This is a genomic window from Anabaena sphaerica FACHB-251 (assembly GCF_014696825.1).
GTDB lineage: Bacteria > Cyanobacteriota > Cyanobacteriia > Cyanobacteriales > Nostocaceae > RDYJ01.
On sequence record NZ_JACJQU010000004.1, the window covers coordinates 37,856 to 55,871 of the forward strand.

Here is an 18,016-nt window from a genome sequence, read left to right on the forward strand (position 1 = left end):
AACGTTAGGATAAGGTAGCTTAACCAGGGATGCTACACAGTCTATGCCAGAAGCTATTGTGATTGGATTGGGAAAGTCCGGTGTTGCTGCGGCAAGATTGTTGAAACAGGAAGGCTGGGAGGTAGAATTAAGCGATAGTAGCACCTCCCCAAACCTCCTGGAACAACAACAAGAACTTGCTAACGAACAAATTCCCGTTAAATTAGGTCATGTTCCAGACCTCAATAATACTCATTTACCCAAATTAATAGTTGTTAGTCCTGGTGTACCTTGGGATATTCCTATCTTAGTCAAAGCGCGAGAGTTAGGAATTGAAACCATTGGGGAAATGGAACTAGCTTGGCGATATTTACAAAATATCCCTTGGGTAGCCATTACCGGTACAAATGGTAAAACTACCACCACCGCGCTAACTGCTGCCATTTTTCAAGCCGCCGGATTTAACGCCCCTGCCTGTGGTAACATCGGTTATGCTGCTTGTGAAGTAGCTTTAAAGGGAACAGGGAACAGGGAACAGGGAACAGAATATAAAACCCAAAATTCTGTAGATTGGGTAATTGGAGAATTAAGCAGTTATCAAATAGAATCTTCTGTAACCCTTGCACCGAAAATTGGTATTTGGACAACTTTCACACCAGATCATTTAGCCCGTCACAAAACATTAGAAAATTACTATAATATCAAAGCTAAACTGTTAAAAAATTCGCAATTGCAAATATTTAACGGTGATGATGTTTATTTAAATCAAGTAGGTTTAAATCATTGGACAGATGCTTATTGGACAAGTGTGAAAGGTGCAGATTATTTAATAGGTGAAAAAGGCTTTTATATAGAAAATGGTTGGGTAATAGAAAAGTTATCTGCAACTTCAGCACCTCAGCAAATTGTCGAAGTTTCTGATTTACGAATGGTAGGAGAACACAACCAACAAAATCTGCTGATGTCAGTAGGTGCAGCAAGATTAGCAGGAATTGAAATTGAAGCAATTACCCGCGCAGTGCGTGAATTTCCTGGCGTTCCCCATCGCTTAGAACATATATGTACATGGGAAGGAATTGATTTTATTAATGATAGCAAAGCCACTAATTATGATGCCGCAGAAGTTGGTTTAGCATCGGTAAAAAATCCCACAATTTTAATAGCTGGTGGTGAAGCCAAAGCCGGCGATGATACAGGTTGGTTAAATAAAATTAAGGATAAAACAGCAGCTGTTTTACTTATTGGTAGTGCTGCAAATGCTTTTGCTCAAAGGCTGGAACAAGTGGGATATAGTAATTATGAAATTGTGGAAACAATGGATAAAGCTGTACTCAAATCCGCAGAATTAGGGAAACAATATCAAGCTTCAGTGGTGTTATTATCTCCAGCTTGCGCGAGTTTTGATCAATATCCGAATTTTGAAGTTAGGGGTGAACATTTCCGGGAATTGTGTTTACAATGTGTGCATAAGATGAAGGAATAAGTAAACGCAGATACACGCAGATAGACGCAGATAAAGAGGGATAAATCAAGATATTGTATAATTTAATTTTGTCCTGTTGATGATGCGTTTATCTGTGTTCAGAATAAATTAGCTCTAAAGATAGATAAATAATCAACATCATCAATGATTTAATTCAAAAGAGTCTTTCACTTCTGTAAATAAGGTTTGGTAAAACACCAAGCCTTTTATATTTTTATAAACACTGGTAATTTATAAATATTGAATATACATCAAGAAATACTAAATATTGAAAAACCATAAATGCCACTTAAAACCATTCGCTTGCGAACTTTAATTTCTTTAATAATCATTCTAATCACAGGACTTTTATACAGTCGTTACCGTTATTCTATTTCCTGGTTAAACCAAGAAGTAGGAGGTATTTTTTATGTGATATTTTGATGTTTATTTGCCTTTTTATTTATTCCCACTCGTAGCACAGTTTGGCAAATTCCTTTATGGGTATTGATAATTACTTGTTTATTGGAATTTCTGCAATTGTGGCATCCACCATTTTTAGATTGGTTACGTTCATTTTGGTGGGGAAAAATGGTACTTGGTAGTGTGTTCATTTGGGCAGATTTCCCCTATTATTTTATTGGTAGTGGGTTAGGATGGCTAGGATTAAAATTGATATGGGGTGTAAAAGATAAACATAAAAAATCAACCAGGGAATAAATTCCCTGTCTAAAAGCTAAAGTCGGTTAAAACCGACTATTAAAATCTCACTTCAACCCTCATTTCTCTGCGTTCTCTGCGCCTCTGCGTGAGATTAATCCTAACCCAAAAACAACTTATAAGCAGGATTTTGGCTTTCATCCCAATAACGATAACCCAAGGAATCAAGAAATACTTGCCATTGTTCCATTTCATGGGGTGGTACTTGCATTCCTACCACAATTCGCCCATAGTCTGCGCCGTTATTGCGATAATGAAATAAGCTGATATTCCAGTCGGGAGACATAGAACCGACAAATTTCATTAATGCACCGGGACGTTCGAGAAATTCAAATCGGTATAATAATTCATTGTGTGCAAGAAAAGAATGTCCACCGACCATGTGCCGCAGGTGCAATTTTGTTAATTCATCATCGGTTAAATCAATTGTTTTTAAACCACTGGCTTCAAATTTATCAACTATTTTAGCTGCGTCGGCGCGGTTTTCAATTTGTACTCCGACAAAAATATGTGCTTCTTTATTATCAGCAATGCGATAATTAAATTCAGTCAAATTCCTGTTACCAATACATTCACAAAACTGACGCAGACTTCCTGGTTCTTCGGGAATTGTCACCGCAAAAATGGCTTCTCGACGTTCCCCATATTCTGCCCTTTCTGCCACAAAACGCAAGCGGTCAAAGTTCATGTTAGCACCGCAAGCAACAGCGATGAGGGTTTGTCCTTGGATTTGTTCTCGTTCTGCGTAGGCTTTAGCAGCTGCGATCGCTAATGCCCCAGCAGGTTCTAAAATAGAACGAGTATCCTCAAACACATCTTTTATCGCTGCACAGGTAGCATCGGTATCTACTAAAATGATTTCATCCACATATTGCTGACACAAGCGGAAGGTTTCTTCCCCCACTTCCCGCACCGCTACCCCATCCGCAAATAAACCCACCTGGGACAAGCGCACCCGATGACCGGCTTTAAGAGACTGACTCATAGCATCAGCGTCTACAGGTTCGACACCGATAATTTTGATTTCGGGACGCAACCGCTTTACATAAGCTGCAATACCGGAAATTAGACCCCCGCCACCAATAGCCACAAATATTGCATGGATAGGTTGCTGATATTGTCGCAGTATTTCCATGCCGATGGTTCCCTGGCCTGCGATGACATCAGGATCATCAAAAGGATGTATAAAGGTTAACCCTTTTTCCGCTTCCAATTGACGGGCGTGGGCGTAAGCATCATCATAGTTATTGCCATGTAGGACAACTTCTCCTCCCCGTGCTTTGACTGCATTGATTTTTACCTGGGGCGTAATCACGGGCATAACAATGATGGCTTTTGTTCCCAAGCGACGGGCAGCCAAGGCCACACCTTGGGCATGATTTCCCGCAGAAGCCGCAATCACACCTTGTTTAAGTAAGTCTGGGGGCAGGTTGACCATTTTGTTATATGCACCCCGCAGTTTGAAGGAGAAGACGGACTGCATATCTTCCCTTTTCAGCAGCAGTTTGTTGTTGATGCGGTTCGAGAGGTTGGGAGCATTTTCCAGTGGTGTTTCCTGGGCTACATCATAGACGCGGGCGGTGAGGATTTGTACCAGGTAGTCGCAATACATATCAAGGGGTGCAATTTGGGGTTGGATTGTTAATTTTACCGCTTGTTGACTATAGCGATCGCATACCATCTAATTTTGAGAACATGATATTATTAAAACGAATCTATAAAATTATTGGCTGTACAAGTTAAAATCACAGTTTAATGCACGTTATCAGCCGGAAAAAGCTCAGAGAATATTGTCAGGAACACGCAGACTGTTGTGAAGCTCTTGATGACTGGTATTTTACTGTTAGTAAAGCTGATTGGGGTAATTTAGTAGAGGTACAGTCTGTTTATCCCAAAGCTGAAGCTGTTGGTAATTTGACAGTTTTCAATATTAAAGGCAATAAATACCGTTTAATTGCCAATACTATTGCCAAAACCCTGAAACCTAATAAAATCGTGACGATATCAATAGGGTTTCAGGCATATTTGAGAAAATTGGCAATAGTATTGATTGCTAGTATTAATTATGAGAGCCAGGTCATCTATATTAAATATGTCTTAACTCATGCAGAATATGACAAAGACTACTGGAAAAATGACCCTTACTTTTGATTCAGAAGTTTACAGCAAATTACTTTCTCAGTCTCAACCGCGAGTTATAAAAACTGAGGAAGAAAATGATCGGCTTTTGGCAGTTGTGGAGGATTTGCTTTCTCGTTCTCATCTGACACCAGAAGAAAATGCGTTATTGGAATTATTAGTAAGACTAATTGAAGATTTTGAAAATCAACATTATCAGCTAAATGTTTCTACCCCTCGTTCGAGAATTTTGCATTTATTGGAAGCGCGGGATTTAGAAATAGGTGATTTAGTTCCTGTTTTGGGTTCGAGTGAGTTAATCGCTAAAGTAATTAGTGGTGAGGTGGGTTTGACACAGGAACAAGCTGAGATGTTAGGACACTTTTTTCACGTTGATGGAAGTTTATTTGTTGTAAAATGAACGCATTTATTACGCTTAAAAAAATATGCTGCGGCAAACGCACCCAGCCGCTAAATTATAATTTTATATATCTTTTATATATCCTCCTCATCAGCACTAAAACCGTCGAGGAAAGCTAATCCTGCTTTATAAAAAACATTGCTATCTACATAATGTTTTGCTACTTCACTTAAAGCTGATTTACCACCATTGAACCAGCGTTCACGGTTCAATAGCTGTCTTCTTAACAACTGCCATTTCTTTGGCTGATTAGTTTGAATTTCTTTAAATTCTGCTTCGATGATATCTTCAGCTTGTGCTTCAGTAGCATTTTGATTCTGTGATTTTAGGTTATTGAGTATTTGAATAATTTCAGCCAATGCTTCTTTAAACTGAGGATCATTGGCATATTTTTTACCGATGACTTCACCAAAATTTTGCTCGGTAATCTGAACTAATTCCGCTTTAATATTGTACTGATTATTAGGCATACTTCTATAAGATTGTGGTTTACTTGATTTAGAATTTATTTTGTCATCTAGGGAAATCAGTTTTTCAAAAACCATGTGTCCTCTTGGAGTAAGTGACACAGCCAAGTAAAAATCATCATCGAAAGTTGAGCCAGAAAGGAGATTAATAAAACCACCTTCACTGAGTTCATCCAAATGGAAACGAACTTCCTGGAGTTTTTTACCTAATTTTTCTACAATCTGTTGGTCGCTGATTCCTTCTTTAGCAGAAAGAATTAGGTGCAAAATCTGACGTTGAGTTTCCTGCATAGTGCATTTCTGGATATATCGGCGATTAGCTGGACTTATTTGGTGTGAAAATTTCATTTTACCTACATATAGAAATAATAACCCAAGTCTAACAAGAATTATAGCTTTTTTTTACTATGGAAACCTGTATTACAGCGTATTCCTTTGTTATGAGGTACAGTCTAATCTTCTTGGTTTTTGACTTTTACCTTCTATCTGAAAATAAAGTGTACCTCATTACACCGGGAAGTGCTGTATCTCTGAGTCTTACAGTTCCAATTAATCCAAAAACCCTCTCCTGTAAATCCTTAAATTCTGAAAATCCTGATTCAGACAAATTATTTCACAACCAATTCTCAATCAACTTATTATTTGTATCCGTTTTAAACTCAAACACTGCACGCGTACCAGAAGGACAAACAACTTGATTATTCTGCACAAAAGGCTGAATTGTAATTGGTTTATTTATCGGAGACCTAATTACACATATTACCCCATGCGGTTTATTATCCAATATAAATATTCCTCCAATATGGCTATATCTAATAAATCTATTCCCTGCAATTTTTTCATTTAAACTTTTTTCCTTACCCAGAGAATATACAAATGCTTCTTGATTATTCACATCCATTAAGAATTCGTATTTTTGTTTATAATTATTATTTAGTGATCCCGAAACATAAGCTGGTAAGTCAGCAAGTGTTTTTGCAAAAACACGATTTTTCCGATAGTGGATAATTTGACTTTTTAGAGTAACTCTAACTTGCTCTTGCGATTTACCTCTCCAAATATCATCCACCCTAGCAAAGAAAGACGGGGTAGCTATGATATATAGTCCCATACCAAAGACGCTCAAACCAAATAAAGTCTTTAACCATAAAAGACCAGTTGTAGAATTTTTATCTTTATCTTTATCATGATTTTTATTGTTTGTTTCTTCAGTCATAGTGTTGATATTCGTTACTTTAGTAAATGACAGAAAATTTATTTAGGACGCACATAGAAAGAAATTGATATAACAAAAGGAATCAACAATATAATCAAGACTATATTAATTAATGTCCCTTTTTTAGACATTTGCATATATTCAGATAATAATTTTTCAGCTTTTTCATCCTCTAATGGTTGGTGATTTTTAGCATATTCAAGACTTGGTTTATATTTATTATTACCTTTTGAATATAATTGACCAAAATCTGGCTTCACTCTAATTTTTTTATATATTTCTGGATAATGTTTCTGGAAGTAATAGATTATTTCCTCATATTTATTATTAAACTTATACATAAAAATAGATTGATAAACTGAGGCTGCCAAAAACAGACCAGCAGAAATTATGAGTGCAATTTTCATCTTAGTTCTTAATGCAAGTGATTTAATTTACATCCTCTATTGATTCACTCAATTTTTTTTCTGAGATAAATCCAACAAATTCGCCAACTTATAAACTATTCTCGCACCTACATTACCATCCCATTCTGCATCACCAACTTCATTTACATCAAACCCAATAATCTTTCTCCCACTCTTCACAACTTCCCTAAATAAACAATAAACCTGCTCTAATTCCAACCCTCCCGGAACCGGAGTTCCTGTATTTGGACAGAGTTTAGGATCTAAACCATCAACATCAAAACTAATATGCACATTTTCAGGTAAATTACTTACTATTTCCTGACATAAATCAATCCAAGTTTTACCAGCATATTGTTGTTGTTTGATCGCTGAATCATAATAAGCAACAACCCGATTATTAGAACCATTAATTATTTCCACTTCATCAATACAAATATCTCGCAAACCCACCTGAACTAACTTAGAAATTTGCGGTATTTTCAGCGCATTGAACATAATCGACGCATGGGAAAATTCAAATCCTTCGTAAGCGTCCCGTAAATCTGCGTGTGCGTCAATATGCAAAATACCAAAGTCGGGATATTGATTTGCTAAAGCTTGGAAATAACCCAAAGGTGAACTGTGATCACCACCAATAACAGCAACTTTTTTACCCTGACTCATTGCTTGCTGACATTGAGTAAACAACCATTGATTTACCTGTTCACCAGCTTGATTAATTTCTGTGAGTATAGGTGTTAAATCTGGTGATTCTGTGATTGCTTTACCTTCCGATTGTCTGGCAATTATTTTAGCTGCTTGTTGACGATAATAGTTATTTTTATCTAAAATCTCTTGAGGAATTTCTACTAAATAAATTCCCTGTTTCCAACCATCAGGATTATCAAAATCAAATAAATCTATTTGATAAGAAGCATCTAAAATTCGTTGTGGTGCATTTGCTGTTCCTGCACCGTAAGAAACCGTGACTTCCCAAGGTACAGCAAAGACAATTAAATTAGCCGAATCATAATCGTCAGGTAAACCCAATAGATTACCATTAATTGCAGCTATACCGCTAGGATTGTAGTCTTGGATTTGGTTACTCATCGTGCATTTTCTGAATGTAGATCAGCAGACAAAACACTGCTTTGGTGACATTTGCATTGTAGCAGTATAAACCCTGAAAATAAAATTAGCACTCCGACTTTGCTAAGGAAGAGGGGTGCTTGTTGTTCCGGAAACACTACTAATCGAATCGAGGGCGATGGTTACACATTAAAAAAAAGGTTTGGCTGTGAACCAAACCTCTATAATTGCTGTGCTTAACAACGTACTAAATTAATTTAGTTCTAGTCTGCTTACAGATCATCTTCCTAGAGGATGTGTCCAAATACCCCAAAAACTGATAAAGCATTACTTGGTGCAAATCTTAAATCTGCTCTTATTTAACAGTATAAAAGCCCATAAGTATCTATCTAAAGTATGAAAAAGGCTTGGACTCAAGCCAAGCCTTTGTATATACCAGGTGTTTACCATATATAGTTAATTTAAACTCTGTTTTATTCTAGTTCATCTCTCTATTAGGTGTGTACAAAATTTATAAAACCTGCTATTTAACACCACTCACAACTAAACATCAATCTGCATAAAAAAAACACCCTAGAATAATATCTAGGGTGAATACACTTTTTTCAGGCATTAATAAACTGAATAATACTTTCAGTAAATCGATATTTTCACTACCTAAAGGATAATTAAACTAGGTTTTCATCTTATCTATGAGTAATAATTAACATCCTGTAAAATCAAAACTTGAAAATTAAGATTTTAGACTGCTTAAAGAAGTAGGGAATCTCAATTGCTATTTTTTCTAAGACAAAAAAGGCTTGGTGATGAACCAAGCCCAGATATATACCAAGTGTTTACCATATCTAGTTAATGTAAGCCTACTTAGATTTCATATCATCTACCTAGAGGATGTGTACAAATTTGAGATCATCTGTTATCGATTGACCCTATTTTACCCTAGTGTGGCCATCGTCAACCCTACCATGATTGAGAATGATGTAAGATTTTCATTAAGATAATACTAACTAAAAATAAAGGCTTGGTGTTGCACCAAGCCTTGAATAGAAGTAGATTATATTTTCATAATTTAGCTAGTTTATTTGATAAATTAATCAGTCTATAGGAAGTATGATTTTTGGAAATCTAATATTAATGGCTGATTCTATAAATGATAAAAAAAAAGGTTTAGCTCCGCTAAACCTCCATAGAAAGCAGTTATTCGACACACCAAGATTAATTTAAATCTACTCCTATTTATAGTCATCTTCCTATAGGAAGTGTTCAAATATTTACATATCTGATAGGGACTGACTCTGTTGAAAGTTTTGAGAAGTCTACTATCAAAGGATAGATTTAAAATGCCTATTATTAGCTTCTAAAATAATATTATCACAAAGTTTTAAAAAAGACTTATTGATTACTTAATTTTATATAGGCTGAAAGTTAGAAATGAGTAGAATTTAGTTAAAAATTATTCGCTAGTTAATCTATCTATAATGTTGATTATGCAAAGGATTGGGGATGATGGAGATTATGAGCGGGGTCGGTGTGCATACCACCTTGATTGACGCAGTATGTAGTTAGTGTATTCAAGCAAACACTGTGACAATCTAAACAATTTTGAATATAGTCCTGTATTTGTGAGTTAACTTGCTGTAAGTTGAGTTGTTGAATAGCCATCTTTACAACCTTCTAAGTTCCTAAATTTACTGATAAGGCAATTGAGCCTTATCTTTACCTTATAAAACAAAAAGAGCGATCGCTTCTGACTAATGGTGTATTAATTATTTCATTCCCTTGACAGATACGGTTTTAATTTAAATTTCATGCTGATTTCATTTTTGTATGCAAACATAGTCGGGTGGTGATGCTGCTGTGAGTGAATTGCTTCATGAATGACTTCTTAACACAGAAAATACCGTATCCGCAATTTTGGCGTATTGCTTGTATATCTGGGATACTTGTAAATATTATTTTCGCAGTTAGTCCAGCCAAAGTTTTAGCACACGCTGGACATAATCACGAGTTTAAAACTGATACAGAAATTACTACCCCAGAAGGAATTAGTGTTGATGCTCAAACAGCTAAACGCATAGGAATTATAGTTAAACCTGTAAAGCCGCAATTTCTATCAATTGGTATCAAAACAACTGGAAAAATTGAAACTTTACCAAATCAAAAAGTACCAGTTACACCACCAATTGAGGGTAAAGTTGTGGAGTTATTAGTTAAACCTGGTGCTGTGGTAAAAAAAGGTGAAACTGTCGCGGTTTTATCAAGTTCTGATTTAGCAGAGTTGCGGGTGAATTCCCAAGAAAAACGTGCGGAAGCACAAGCAAATTTACAACAAGCACAAGCTGATTTCCAGTTAGCACAACAAAATTTAGAACGTCAGCGACAAATTGCCAAAGCGGAAATTAATCAAGCACAGACTGAACTGAGGGTAGCACAGGAACAATACGATCGCGATCGCACTTTAGTCCAAGATGGTGCGCTTCCCCGTCGTCAAATGTTAGAGTCAGAAGCACATTTAGCCGAAGGTAAATCCCAACTTACCAAAGCTTCCAGTCGTCGAGAAGTTATCGAAGCCGAAGCGCAATTAAAACGCGCTCAAGCATCGGTGGAAGTTGCTAAATCTCGAATTCAACTCAGCAGTGCTGCTTATAATGCGCGGTTACAACAATTGGGAACTTTGGCTAATTCTCAAGGATTAGTAACAGTAATTGCGCCAATTTCTGGCATAGTTGCAGAAACACCAGTGACATTAGGAGAAACGGTGACAGTTGATGCTGATAGCAAACCATTAATGACTATTGTTAATGATAATCTGGTATATGCTACAGCAAATATTTATGAAAAAGATTTGAAAAAAATAAAAAAAGGTCAACAGATTAGAGTTACAGTTGCTAGCTTACCAAATCAAACTTTTTCAGGACGCATTAATTTAATTGGTGCGGTGGTGGAAGATGAAAAGCGGGTGATTCCGGTGAAAGCAGAATTAGTTAATTCTAGCGGTGTTTTGAAACCGGGGATGTTTGCAGAATTAGAAGTTTTAACAGATAAAACCGCAAATGCAGTTATAGCAATTCCTTCTCAAGCAGTTGTAGATGTGAATAGTAAGCAGGTGGTTTATGTGCAGAATGGGGAAAATTATCAACCTGTAGAAGTAGTTTTGGGGGAAAGTTCGGGGAATTTGGTTGAGGTGAATTCGGGGTTATTTGCGGGTGATTTGTTAGTAACTCAAGGTGCTATGCAATTATACGCGCAATCTTTGCGGGGTGGTAATAAAGAGAAGGAATCTAAATCTGAAAGTTTGGAAACCAGTAGGGGTGGGGTTTCCCCACCCTTACCGTGGTGGTGGGTTTTACCTGCTGGGGGAGTGTTGACGGTTGGTAGTTTTTGGGTGGGTAGAAGAAGTTCTGTATCGAACCGCAGAGACGCAGAGGACGCAGAGAGAGAAGTTGAGAGTGTGGGGTAAGAAATGTTAAGTGCTGTAATTAAGTGGGCGATCGCTCGGCGTTGGTTGGTTATTATGGGTGCCATAGTCGTCACCGTTTGGATTTTTCAAACTATTATCCAAATGCCTTTGGATGTGTTTCCAAATTTTGCACCTCCTCAAGTGGAAATTCAAGTGGAAGCACCAGGTTTAGCACCGGAAGAAGTAGAATCTTTGGTGACTTTACCAATTGAAAGTGCAATTAATGGGACTCCTGGTGTAACTACGGTACGTTCTTCCAGTGCAGCAGGAATTTCTGTTGTGAAGATAATTTTTAATTGGGAAACTGATATTTATCAAGCTAGGCAATTAGTTACTGAAAGATTACAACAAGCTCAGAGTAAGTTACCAGAAGGCGTAGAAACACCGCAAATTTCACCTATTACTTCTCCAGTAGGAACGGTTTTACAATATGCTTTTACTGCCAAAAATACGCCGTTAATGGAAGTCAGGCGGATTGTAGATTGGCAAGTCACAAATCGTTTATTAGCTGTTCCGGGAGTTAGTCAAGTTGTTGCTTATGGTGGAGATGTTAGGCAATATCAAGTATTGATTGACCCCAATAAATTAGCAGCTTTTGGAGTTTCTTTAAAACAAGTTAATGAAGCTGTTACAGCCGCAAATATAAATGCTCCTGGTGGTTATTTAATTGATTCAGATCGAGAAAAATTAATTCGGGGAATTGGCAGAATTGAATCAATAGAAGATTTACAACAATCAGTGATTACTGCTCGTAATGGTACACCAGTGAGAATATCAGACGTAGCAGATGTCCAAATTGGTGCAGCTATTAAACGAGGGGATGGCAGTTTTAATGGTGAAAAGGCAATTATTGTCATGATTAATAAACAGCCTTTAGCTGATACACCAACTGTCACCCGTGCAATTGAAGCAGCAATGGCAGAAATTAAAACTAGTTTATCTGAAGATATTACAGTTACAGCCACATTTCGCCAAGAAAATTATATAGATTCCTCTATTGAAAATGTCCGCGCAGCATTAATCGAAGGAAGTATTATCGTTGCTATTATTCTAATTCCTTTTTTAATGAATTGGCGAAATCTCGCTGTTTGTCTCACCGCCTTACCACTATCTTTATTATTAGGAGTCATGGCGCTCAATTGGTTGGGACAAGGTTTAAATACTATGACTTTAGGCGGTTTAGCTGTCGCAATTGGTTCAGCAGTTGATGATGCGATAGTTGATGCAGAAAATGTTTATCGTTGCTTACGAGAAAACAAATATTCGACCCATTCCCGTCCAGTTTTAGAAGTGGTTTTTGATGGTTGTCAAGAAGTTAGAGATTCTGTCTTTGGTGCAACTATCATTACTATAGTTGTCTTTTCTCCCATTTTTGCTTTAACAGGAGTGGAAGGAAGTATATTTATTCCCATGGGAATTGGTTATTTAGTTGCTGTATTAGCTTCTAGCGTTACCGCTTTAACTGTGACTCCCGCTTTATGCGCCATTTTGCTTCCTCACGGGAGATTACCAGAAAAAGAACCTTGGGTAGCAAGATTTTTTAAACAGCTTTATCACCCATTACTAAAATTTTCTCTACGTCGTTCTTCTATTATTATCTCACTAGCTGTTGCCAGTTTAATTGCTGCTATTATTATTGTTCCTAGTTTAGGAAGAGTATTTTTACCAGAATTCCAAGAACAAACTTTGGTGAATACCTTAACTTTATATCCAGGTGTATCTTTAGAAGCTACAAATAGAGCAGGTTTTGCTATTCAAGATGCACTCAAGAATGATCCCAGATTTCCCTATGTCCAATTGCGTTCTGGACGTGCGCCAGGTGATGCTGATGCTGCTGGTGTGAATTTGGCACATTTGGATATTGAATTAAGTCAAGAAGGAATGAAACACAGGGAAAAATCTTTAGAAAAGCTACGAGAAGAACTGAATAAATTACTGGGAGTTGCACCAAATATTGGCGGTTTTATTTCTCATCGTATGGATGAAGTTTTGTCTGGAGTCAGAAGTGCTATAGCCGTGAAAATTTTCGGAACGGATTTAGCACAACTCCGCATCATTGCCAAACAAGTTAATGATGTCATGAAAACAGTAGAAGGGATTGTTGATTTACAACTAGAGCCTCAAGTACCAATTGCACAAATTCAAATTAAATTTGATCGAGTAGCCGCAAGTAGATATGGTTTAACTATCGGTGAAATTTCTGAATATATTGAAACTGCGCTAAATGGAAAAGTCGTTTCTCAAGTTTTAGAAAAACAGCAAACTTTTGATTTACTCGTTTGGATAAAACCAGAAATGCGACAAAATTTAGAAGCAATTAGTAACATTTTAATTGATACTTCCAGCGGTGAGAAAATTCCTTTATCCCAAGTTGCGATTATTAAAAATGGAACGGGACCTAATACAATCAACCGTGAGAATGTTTCCCGTTTAATTGTTGTTGCTGCAAATGCTAAAGGTAGAGATTTACGTTCTGTAGTTAATGAAATTAAAGCCAAAGTTCAGCAAAAAGTACAAATTCCTAACAGTGATTATTATATAGCATATGCTGGACAATTTGAAGCTGAAGAAAAAGCAACACAGAACATTTTAATTTTTAGCGCCATAGCTTTTGTAGCTATTACAGTAATTATGTATATTTCTGTGAAATCCATCCCTTCAACAATCATGATTATGATTAATCTACCATTAGCATTAGTAGGAGGTGTAATTGCTGTTGCTGTGACAGGAGGAATTATTTCAATTGCTTCATTGGTCGGTTTTGTGACATTATTTGGTGTAGCTACTAGGAATGGTTTGCTACTGGTAGATAATTACAACAGCAAATTAGCTGAAGGTATACTCTTAAAAGAAGTTTTAATTCAAGGTTCTCTGGAAAGATTGAATGCTATTTTAATGACAGCTTTTACCTCTGCTTTAGGTTTAGCACCATTAGTTTTTGAAGGTGGTGCTGGTAAGGAAATTTTACAACCCCTTTCTGTGGTGGTGTTAGGTGGTTTGTTTACTTCTACGGCGTTAACGTTGTTAGTTATTCCGGCTTTATATGCTCAGTTCGGTAGGTTTGTAGTATCGAACCACAGAAATACAGAGTACACAAAGAAAAACAAAGAGGAGTTTTATGAAGTTAGTTAGGTTGAGTTTAATCGTTTTTACCAGTATGGGACTGATATTTTTAGGTGCTTGTAACAACAGTGAACCAGCAGCTACTAACACCCCAAAACCAGCAACAAAAACCGAACCTGTCGCCAAAACAGACCATAGTAAACCCAGTAAAGGTGGTCAAGTTGTCGAAGTTGGTAAATATCATTTAGAATTAGTACCCGAACCTGAAACGAAAGGTACACACATAGATTTTTATCTGCTTTCCGGTGACAAACATGAAATAGTTCCTAACGCAAAAGTGACAGCACAAGTTAAAACTCCTAAAGGAGAACAAAAAACCCTTAACCTTACCTATGATAAAGAAGGTAAACACTACGCTGCACTTTTACCTGAATCAGCCGCAGGTGAATATCAAGTAGTTGTACTTTCTGATATTAAAGGTGAAAAAGTCAACGGTAGGTTTTCATTTAAACGGTAAATTTTAATCTGGGATAAGAACAGTATGAAACGTATTTTGGTAGGAATTTTCGCGGTTACAACATTATTAGTTGCTCCGGGTTGTTCATCAACAGTTAAATCAGGTGAAGCGCAAGTTTCTAATAGTGAAACTAGTTCTAAACCAGAAAAACAGGAAACAAAACCCATGAGTGATCATAAAGGACACTCAATGGAACAAATGAATCATGATAACCATTCAATGGAAAATATGAATCATGGAAATAACTCAAAAATCAGCACAAAAGCCACATTAACTGCACCTAAAAACTTAGCAGCTAATCAACCGATTAATTTAGTCATTGATATTCAGGACACTGCTGGAAAACCAATCAATAAATTTGATGTTTTCCAAGAAAAGTTAATGCACTTAATAGTTGTTAGTGATGACTTGGAACATTTCGATCATCTTCACCCAGACTATAAAGAAAATGGTAAATTTGAAGTGAGCGCGAACTTTCCCCAACCAGGAGAATATACACTTTTCAGTGATTATAAACCAGCCGGACAAAAAGAAACTTTATCATTAACAAAAATTACCATTCCTGGTTCAGTTCCCCTACCCAAAAATTTATCTAAATATGAAAAAACTAAAACTGTATCAGATACAAAAGTCAATTTCAAAGCATCTAAAGAAAAAATTAAATCAGGTGAAGACGTTAGCTTGAACTTTGATTTAAAGGACAGCAAAAATCAACCCATTAAAGACCTACAACCATACTTAGGAGAGAGAGGTCATTTAGTAATAATTAAAAGCTCATCTCCCTTAACAACAGCTGATTATATTCACGCTCACGCCATCAAAAATACGACCGATGAAAAAATCCAATTTCATACAAAATTCCCCCAGTCAGGAACATATAAAATGTGGATGCAATTTAACCGCAACGGAAAAATCAGAACCGCAGATTTTTGGGTAAACGTAGAATAGAAAATATTCTACTTCTTCCAGTATTTTTTGTGGTAGTTTCATCAAAAATTGTAAGTTGGGTTAAGCGACAGTGCAACCCAACAAAAGCTATAACAATTTTGAATAATGTTGGGTTTGCGTGCGTCAAATGCCACTCGCCACAAGCTGGGAAACCCTTCCAAGGTGATGGCTCCCCAACCTAATCACAAACGATCACAAACGTTAAAAAATTTGATTCTCACCCATGAAAATCATCCTAGTCGAAGATGAACCAGATTTAGGTGCAGCTATCAAACAAACCCTAAATCAAGAAGCCTATGTAGTAGATTGGTTATTAGATGGTAACGAAGCTTGGAACTACTTAGAAACCGAATCAACACAATACGCCCTAGCTATATTGGACTGGTTACTTCCTGGTTTATCAGGCTTAGAATTATGTAAAAAATTAAGGTCAACGAATAGCCCCTTACCAGTTCTAATGCTCACAGCAAAAGACCGCATGGAAGATAAAGTCATGGGTTTAGATGCTGGTGCAGATGATTATTTAGTCAAACCATTTGGAATGGCTGAACTATTAGCAAGACTACGCGCGTTACAAAGACGCTCACCGCAAATACAGACCAAAAAAATTCAATTAAAAAACTTTACTTTAGATTACGGTACTCGGACACTTTATTATCAAACTCTAGAAATTCCTCTGACTAATAAAGAATTTCAATTATTAGAATATTTTTTTAAACATCCCAATCAAATTATTACCCGTGACCAAATCATTAATCAACTTTGGGAATTAGGAGAAGAACCTATAAGTAATGTAGTAGCGGCGCAAATGCGGTTGTTGAGACGCAAGTTAGAAGAAAAAGGTTGTATTCCTTTAATTGAAACTGTTTATGGTCTTGGATATCGTTTAAATTTAGGTGGTTGAAATTAATTTAGACCCAGAGGTTACAAAGGGAAAAATTCAGTACATAATACAGATGTAAATATCTTATACAAGAAGACTACCCAATGTACCAAACTGATCCAAAGGAAACAGGTAAATTCAAAAAACCCTTATTGATAGGTACTGGTGTCTTATTATTGGCATTAATTGGTATTGAAATCTATAGTTATACTCGCTATGGAGTCTTGGCTAATCCAATATCTGTAATTAATGCCTATCTATCGGAAAAAACTCTCAGAGGAGATTTCGGTTACGTTAATTCGGTTGCTATTAGTGCTGATGGTAAGACTGTTGCTCGTGGTGTAGGGTTTATTATTGGTAGGAAAGATGATGAAACTATCACACTCTGGAATGTAGCTACGGGAAAGAAAATTTACACCCTCAAGGGACATTTTGATACCGTAAATTCTTTGGCTTTTAGTCCAGATAGCAAGACTCTTGCTAGTGCTAATGGTGACAAAACTATTAAACTCTGGAATTTAGAAACAGGATCGGAAATTCGTACCATCAAGGGACATTCTGATTCGGTTTCGTCTGTGGGTTTTAGTCCAGATGGCAAGACTCTTGCTAGTGCTAGTGATGACAAAACCATCAAACTGTGGAATGTAGAAACAGGAGAAGAAATTCGCACCCTCAAGGGACATTCGAGTAGTGTGAGTTCCGTGACTATTAGTCCAGATGGCAAGACCCTTGCTAGTGGTAGTTTTGACGAAACTATCAAACTCTGGAATCTAACCACAGGAAAAGAAGTCCGTACCCTCAAGGGGTATTTTGACCGTGTGCGTTCCGTAGCTATTAGTGCCGATGGTAAGATACTTGCTGGTAGTAGTGGTAGTGCTGCTACTTGGGACAGAAATATCAAACTATGGAACGTAACAACAGGAGAAGAAATCCATACTCTCAAATGGCATTTCAATCCGGTTAATTCCGTTGCCATCAGTCCCGATGGGAAAAGCGTTTTTGGTGCTTCTTTAAGTATCAAACAATGGGATATAACAACAGGAAAAGAAATCCGCACTCTCAAGGGACATTCTGGTTCGGTTCGTTCAATTGCTATTAGTGCCGATGGTAAAACCCTTGTTAGTGGTAGTTTTGATAAAACTGTTAGAATTTGGCGGATTGCACTCTAATCAATAAGATAATTACAGAAGTTTTCATAATATTTAGACGACAGTATTATTAACCAATTGCTGCCTTTGCATACTCTCAGAAAATTGAAATAGGTGGGAGAGTTTTTAATGAAAT

The 18,016-nt window shown here is 36.8% G+C and carries 14 protein-coding genes and 2 pseudogenes; 10 read left to right on the top strand and 6 right to left on the bottom strand.

All coding sequences use genetic code 11. From position 1 onward, the window contains the following. Positions 1 to 43 precede the first annotated feature (43 nt). Together murD and H6G06_RS27980 are read left to right on the top strand one after the other, a co-directional pair. Positions 44 to 1,462, top strand: a complete 1,419-nt coding sequence (murD, locus tag H6G06_RS09050) for a UDP-N-acetylmuramoyl-L-alanine--D-glutamate ligase (RefSeq protein ID WP_190559243.1) — start codon at positions 44 to 46, stop codon at positions 1,460 to 1,462. Positions 1,463 to 1,744: 282 nt separating this feature from the next. Continuing rightward, positions 1,745 to 2,161, top strand: a pseudogene (locus H6G06_RS27980) (ribosomal maturation YjgA family protein). Between the two features lie 100 nt (positions 2,162 to 2,261). On the opposite strand, the gene ilvA reads toward H6G06_RS27980, so the two are convergent. Beyond that, complete coding sequence (gene ilvA, locus H6G06_RS09060) at positions 2,262 to 3,773, bottom strand: threonine ammonia-lyase, biosynthetic (protein WP_190559822.1); 1,512 nt, start codon at positions 3,771 to 3,773, stop codon at positions 2,262 to 2,264. A gap of 143 nt (positions 3,774 to 3,916) precedes the next feature. On the opposite strand from ilvA, the gene H6G06_RS09065 reads away from it, so the two are divergent. Then, on the top strand, positions 3,917 to 4,312 hold the full coding sequence (locus H6G06_RS09065; protein WP_190559245.1) for a type II toxin-antitoxin system HigB family toxin: 396 nt from the start codon (positions 3,917 to 3,919) through the stop codon (positions 4,310 to 4,312). Further along, on the top strand, positions 4,296 to 4,700 hold the full coding sequence (locus tag H6G06_RS09070) for a helix-turn-helix domain-containing protein (RefSeq protein WP_242039645.1): 405 nt from the start codon (positions 4,296 to 4,298) through the stop codon (positions 4,698 to 4,700). The genes H6G06_RS09065 and H6G06_RS09070 overlap by 17 nt, the downstream gene beginning before the upstream one ends. Before the next feature lie 74 nt (positions 4,701 to 4,774). Here H6G06_RS09070 and H6G06_RS09075 read toward each other — a convergent pair whose 3' ends face one another. The 5 genes from H6G06_RS09075 to H6G06_RS09095 all read right to left on the bottom strand — a co-directional run bounded on the left by H6G06_RS09075 (position 4,775) and on the right by H6G06_RS09095 (position 9,523). Then, positions 4,775 to 5,458, bottom strand: coding sequence for a winged helix-turn-helix domain-containing protein (locus H6G06_RS09075; RefSeq protein ID WP_190559249.1), 684 nt, complete (start codon positions 5,456 to 5,458; stop codon positions 4,775 to 4,777). A 322-nt stretch (positions 5,459 to 5,780) separates the two neighbouring features. Continuing rightward, positions 5,781 to 6,383 (bottom strand): hypothetical protein, encoded by a 603-nt coding sequence (locus H6G06_RS09080; RefSeq protein ID WP_190559251.1) that lies wholly within the window; start codon positions 6,381 to 6,383, stop codon positions 5,781 to 5,783. A gap of 38 nt (positions 6,384 to 6,421) precedes the next feature. Further along, complete coding sequence (locus H6G06_RS09085) at positions 6,422 to 6,790, bottom strand: hypothetical protein (protein WP_190559253.1); 369 nt, start codon at positions 6,788 to 6,790, stop codon at positions 6,422 to 6,424. 48 nt (positions 6,791 to 6,838) lie between these two features. Continuing rightward, positions 6,839 to 7,882, bottom strand: a complete 1,044-nt coding sequence (speB, locus tag H6G06_RS09090; protein ID WP_190559255.1) for an agmatinase SpeB — start codon at positions 7,880 to 7,882, stop codon at positions 6,839 to 6,841. Between the two features lie 1,464 nt (positions 7,883 to 9,346). Next, positions 9,347 to 9,523 (bottom strand): hypothetical protein, encoded by a 177-nt coding sequence (locus tag H6G06_RS09095; protein WP_190559257.1) that lies wholly within the window; start codon positions 9,521 to 9,523, stop codon positions 9,347 to 9,349. A 211-nt stretch (positions 9,524 to 9,734) separates the two neighbouring features. On the opposite strand from H6G06_RS09095, the gene H6G06_RS09100 reads away from it, so the two are divergent. The 6 genes and pseudogenes from H6G06_RS09100 to H6G06_RS09125 form a co-directional block, all read left to right on the top strand. After that, complete coding sequence (locus tag H6G06_RS09100) at positions 9,735 to 11,321, top strand: efflux RND transporter periplasmic adaptor subunit (protein WP_190559259.1); 1,587 nt, start codon at positions 9,735 to 9,737, stop codon at positions 11,319 to 11,321. A gap of 3 nt (positions 11,322 to 11,324) precedes the next feature. Further along, complete coding sequence (locus tag H6G06_RS09105; protein WP_190559261.1) at positions 11,325 to 14,453, top strand: efflux RND transporter permease subunit; 3,129 nt, start codon at positions 11,325 to 11,327, stop codon at positions 14,451 to 14,453. Beyond that, entirely contained in the window at positions 14,440 to 14,901 is a 462-nt protein-coding gene (locus H6G06_RS09110; RefSeq protein ID WP_190559263.1) for a hypothetical protein, read from the top strand. Before H6G06_RS09105 ends, H6G06_RS09110 begins: the two co-directional genes overlap by 14 nt. Positions 14,902 to 14,925: 24 nt before the next feature. Beyond that, on the top strand, positions 14,926 to 15,849 hold the full coding sequence (locus tag H6G06_RS09115; protein ID WP_190559265.1) for a hypothetical protein: 924 nt from the start codon (positions 14,926 to 14,928) through the stop codon (positions 15,847 to 15,849). 223 nt (positions 15,850 to 16,072) lie between these two features. Beyond that, complete coding sequence (gene rppA, locus H6G06_RS09120) at positions 16,073 to 16,753, top strand: two-component system response regulator RppA (protein WP_190559267.1); 681 nt, start codon at positions 16,073 to 16,075, stop codon at positions 16,751 to 16,753. Positions 16,754 to 17,049: 296 nt separating this feature from the next. Continuing rightward, positions 17,050 to 17,901 (top strand): annotated as a pseudogene (locus H6G06_RS09125) (WD40 repeat domain-containing protein); the annotation flags it as partial. Positions 17,902 to 18,016: the final 115 nt, after the last annotated feature.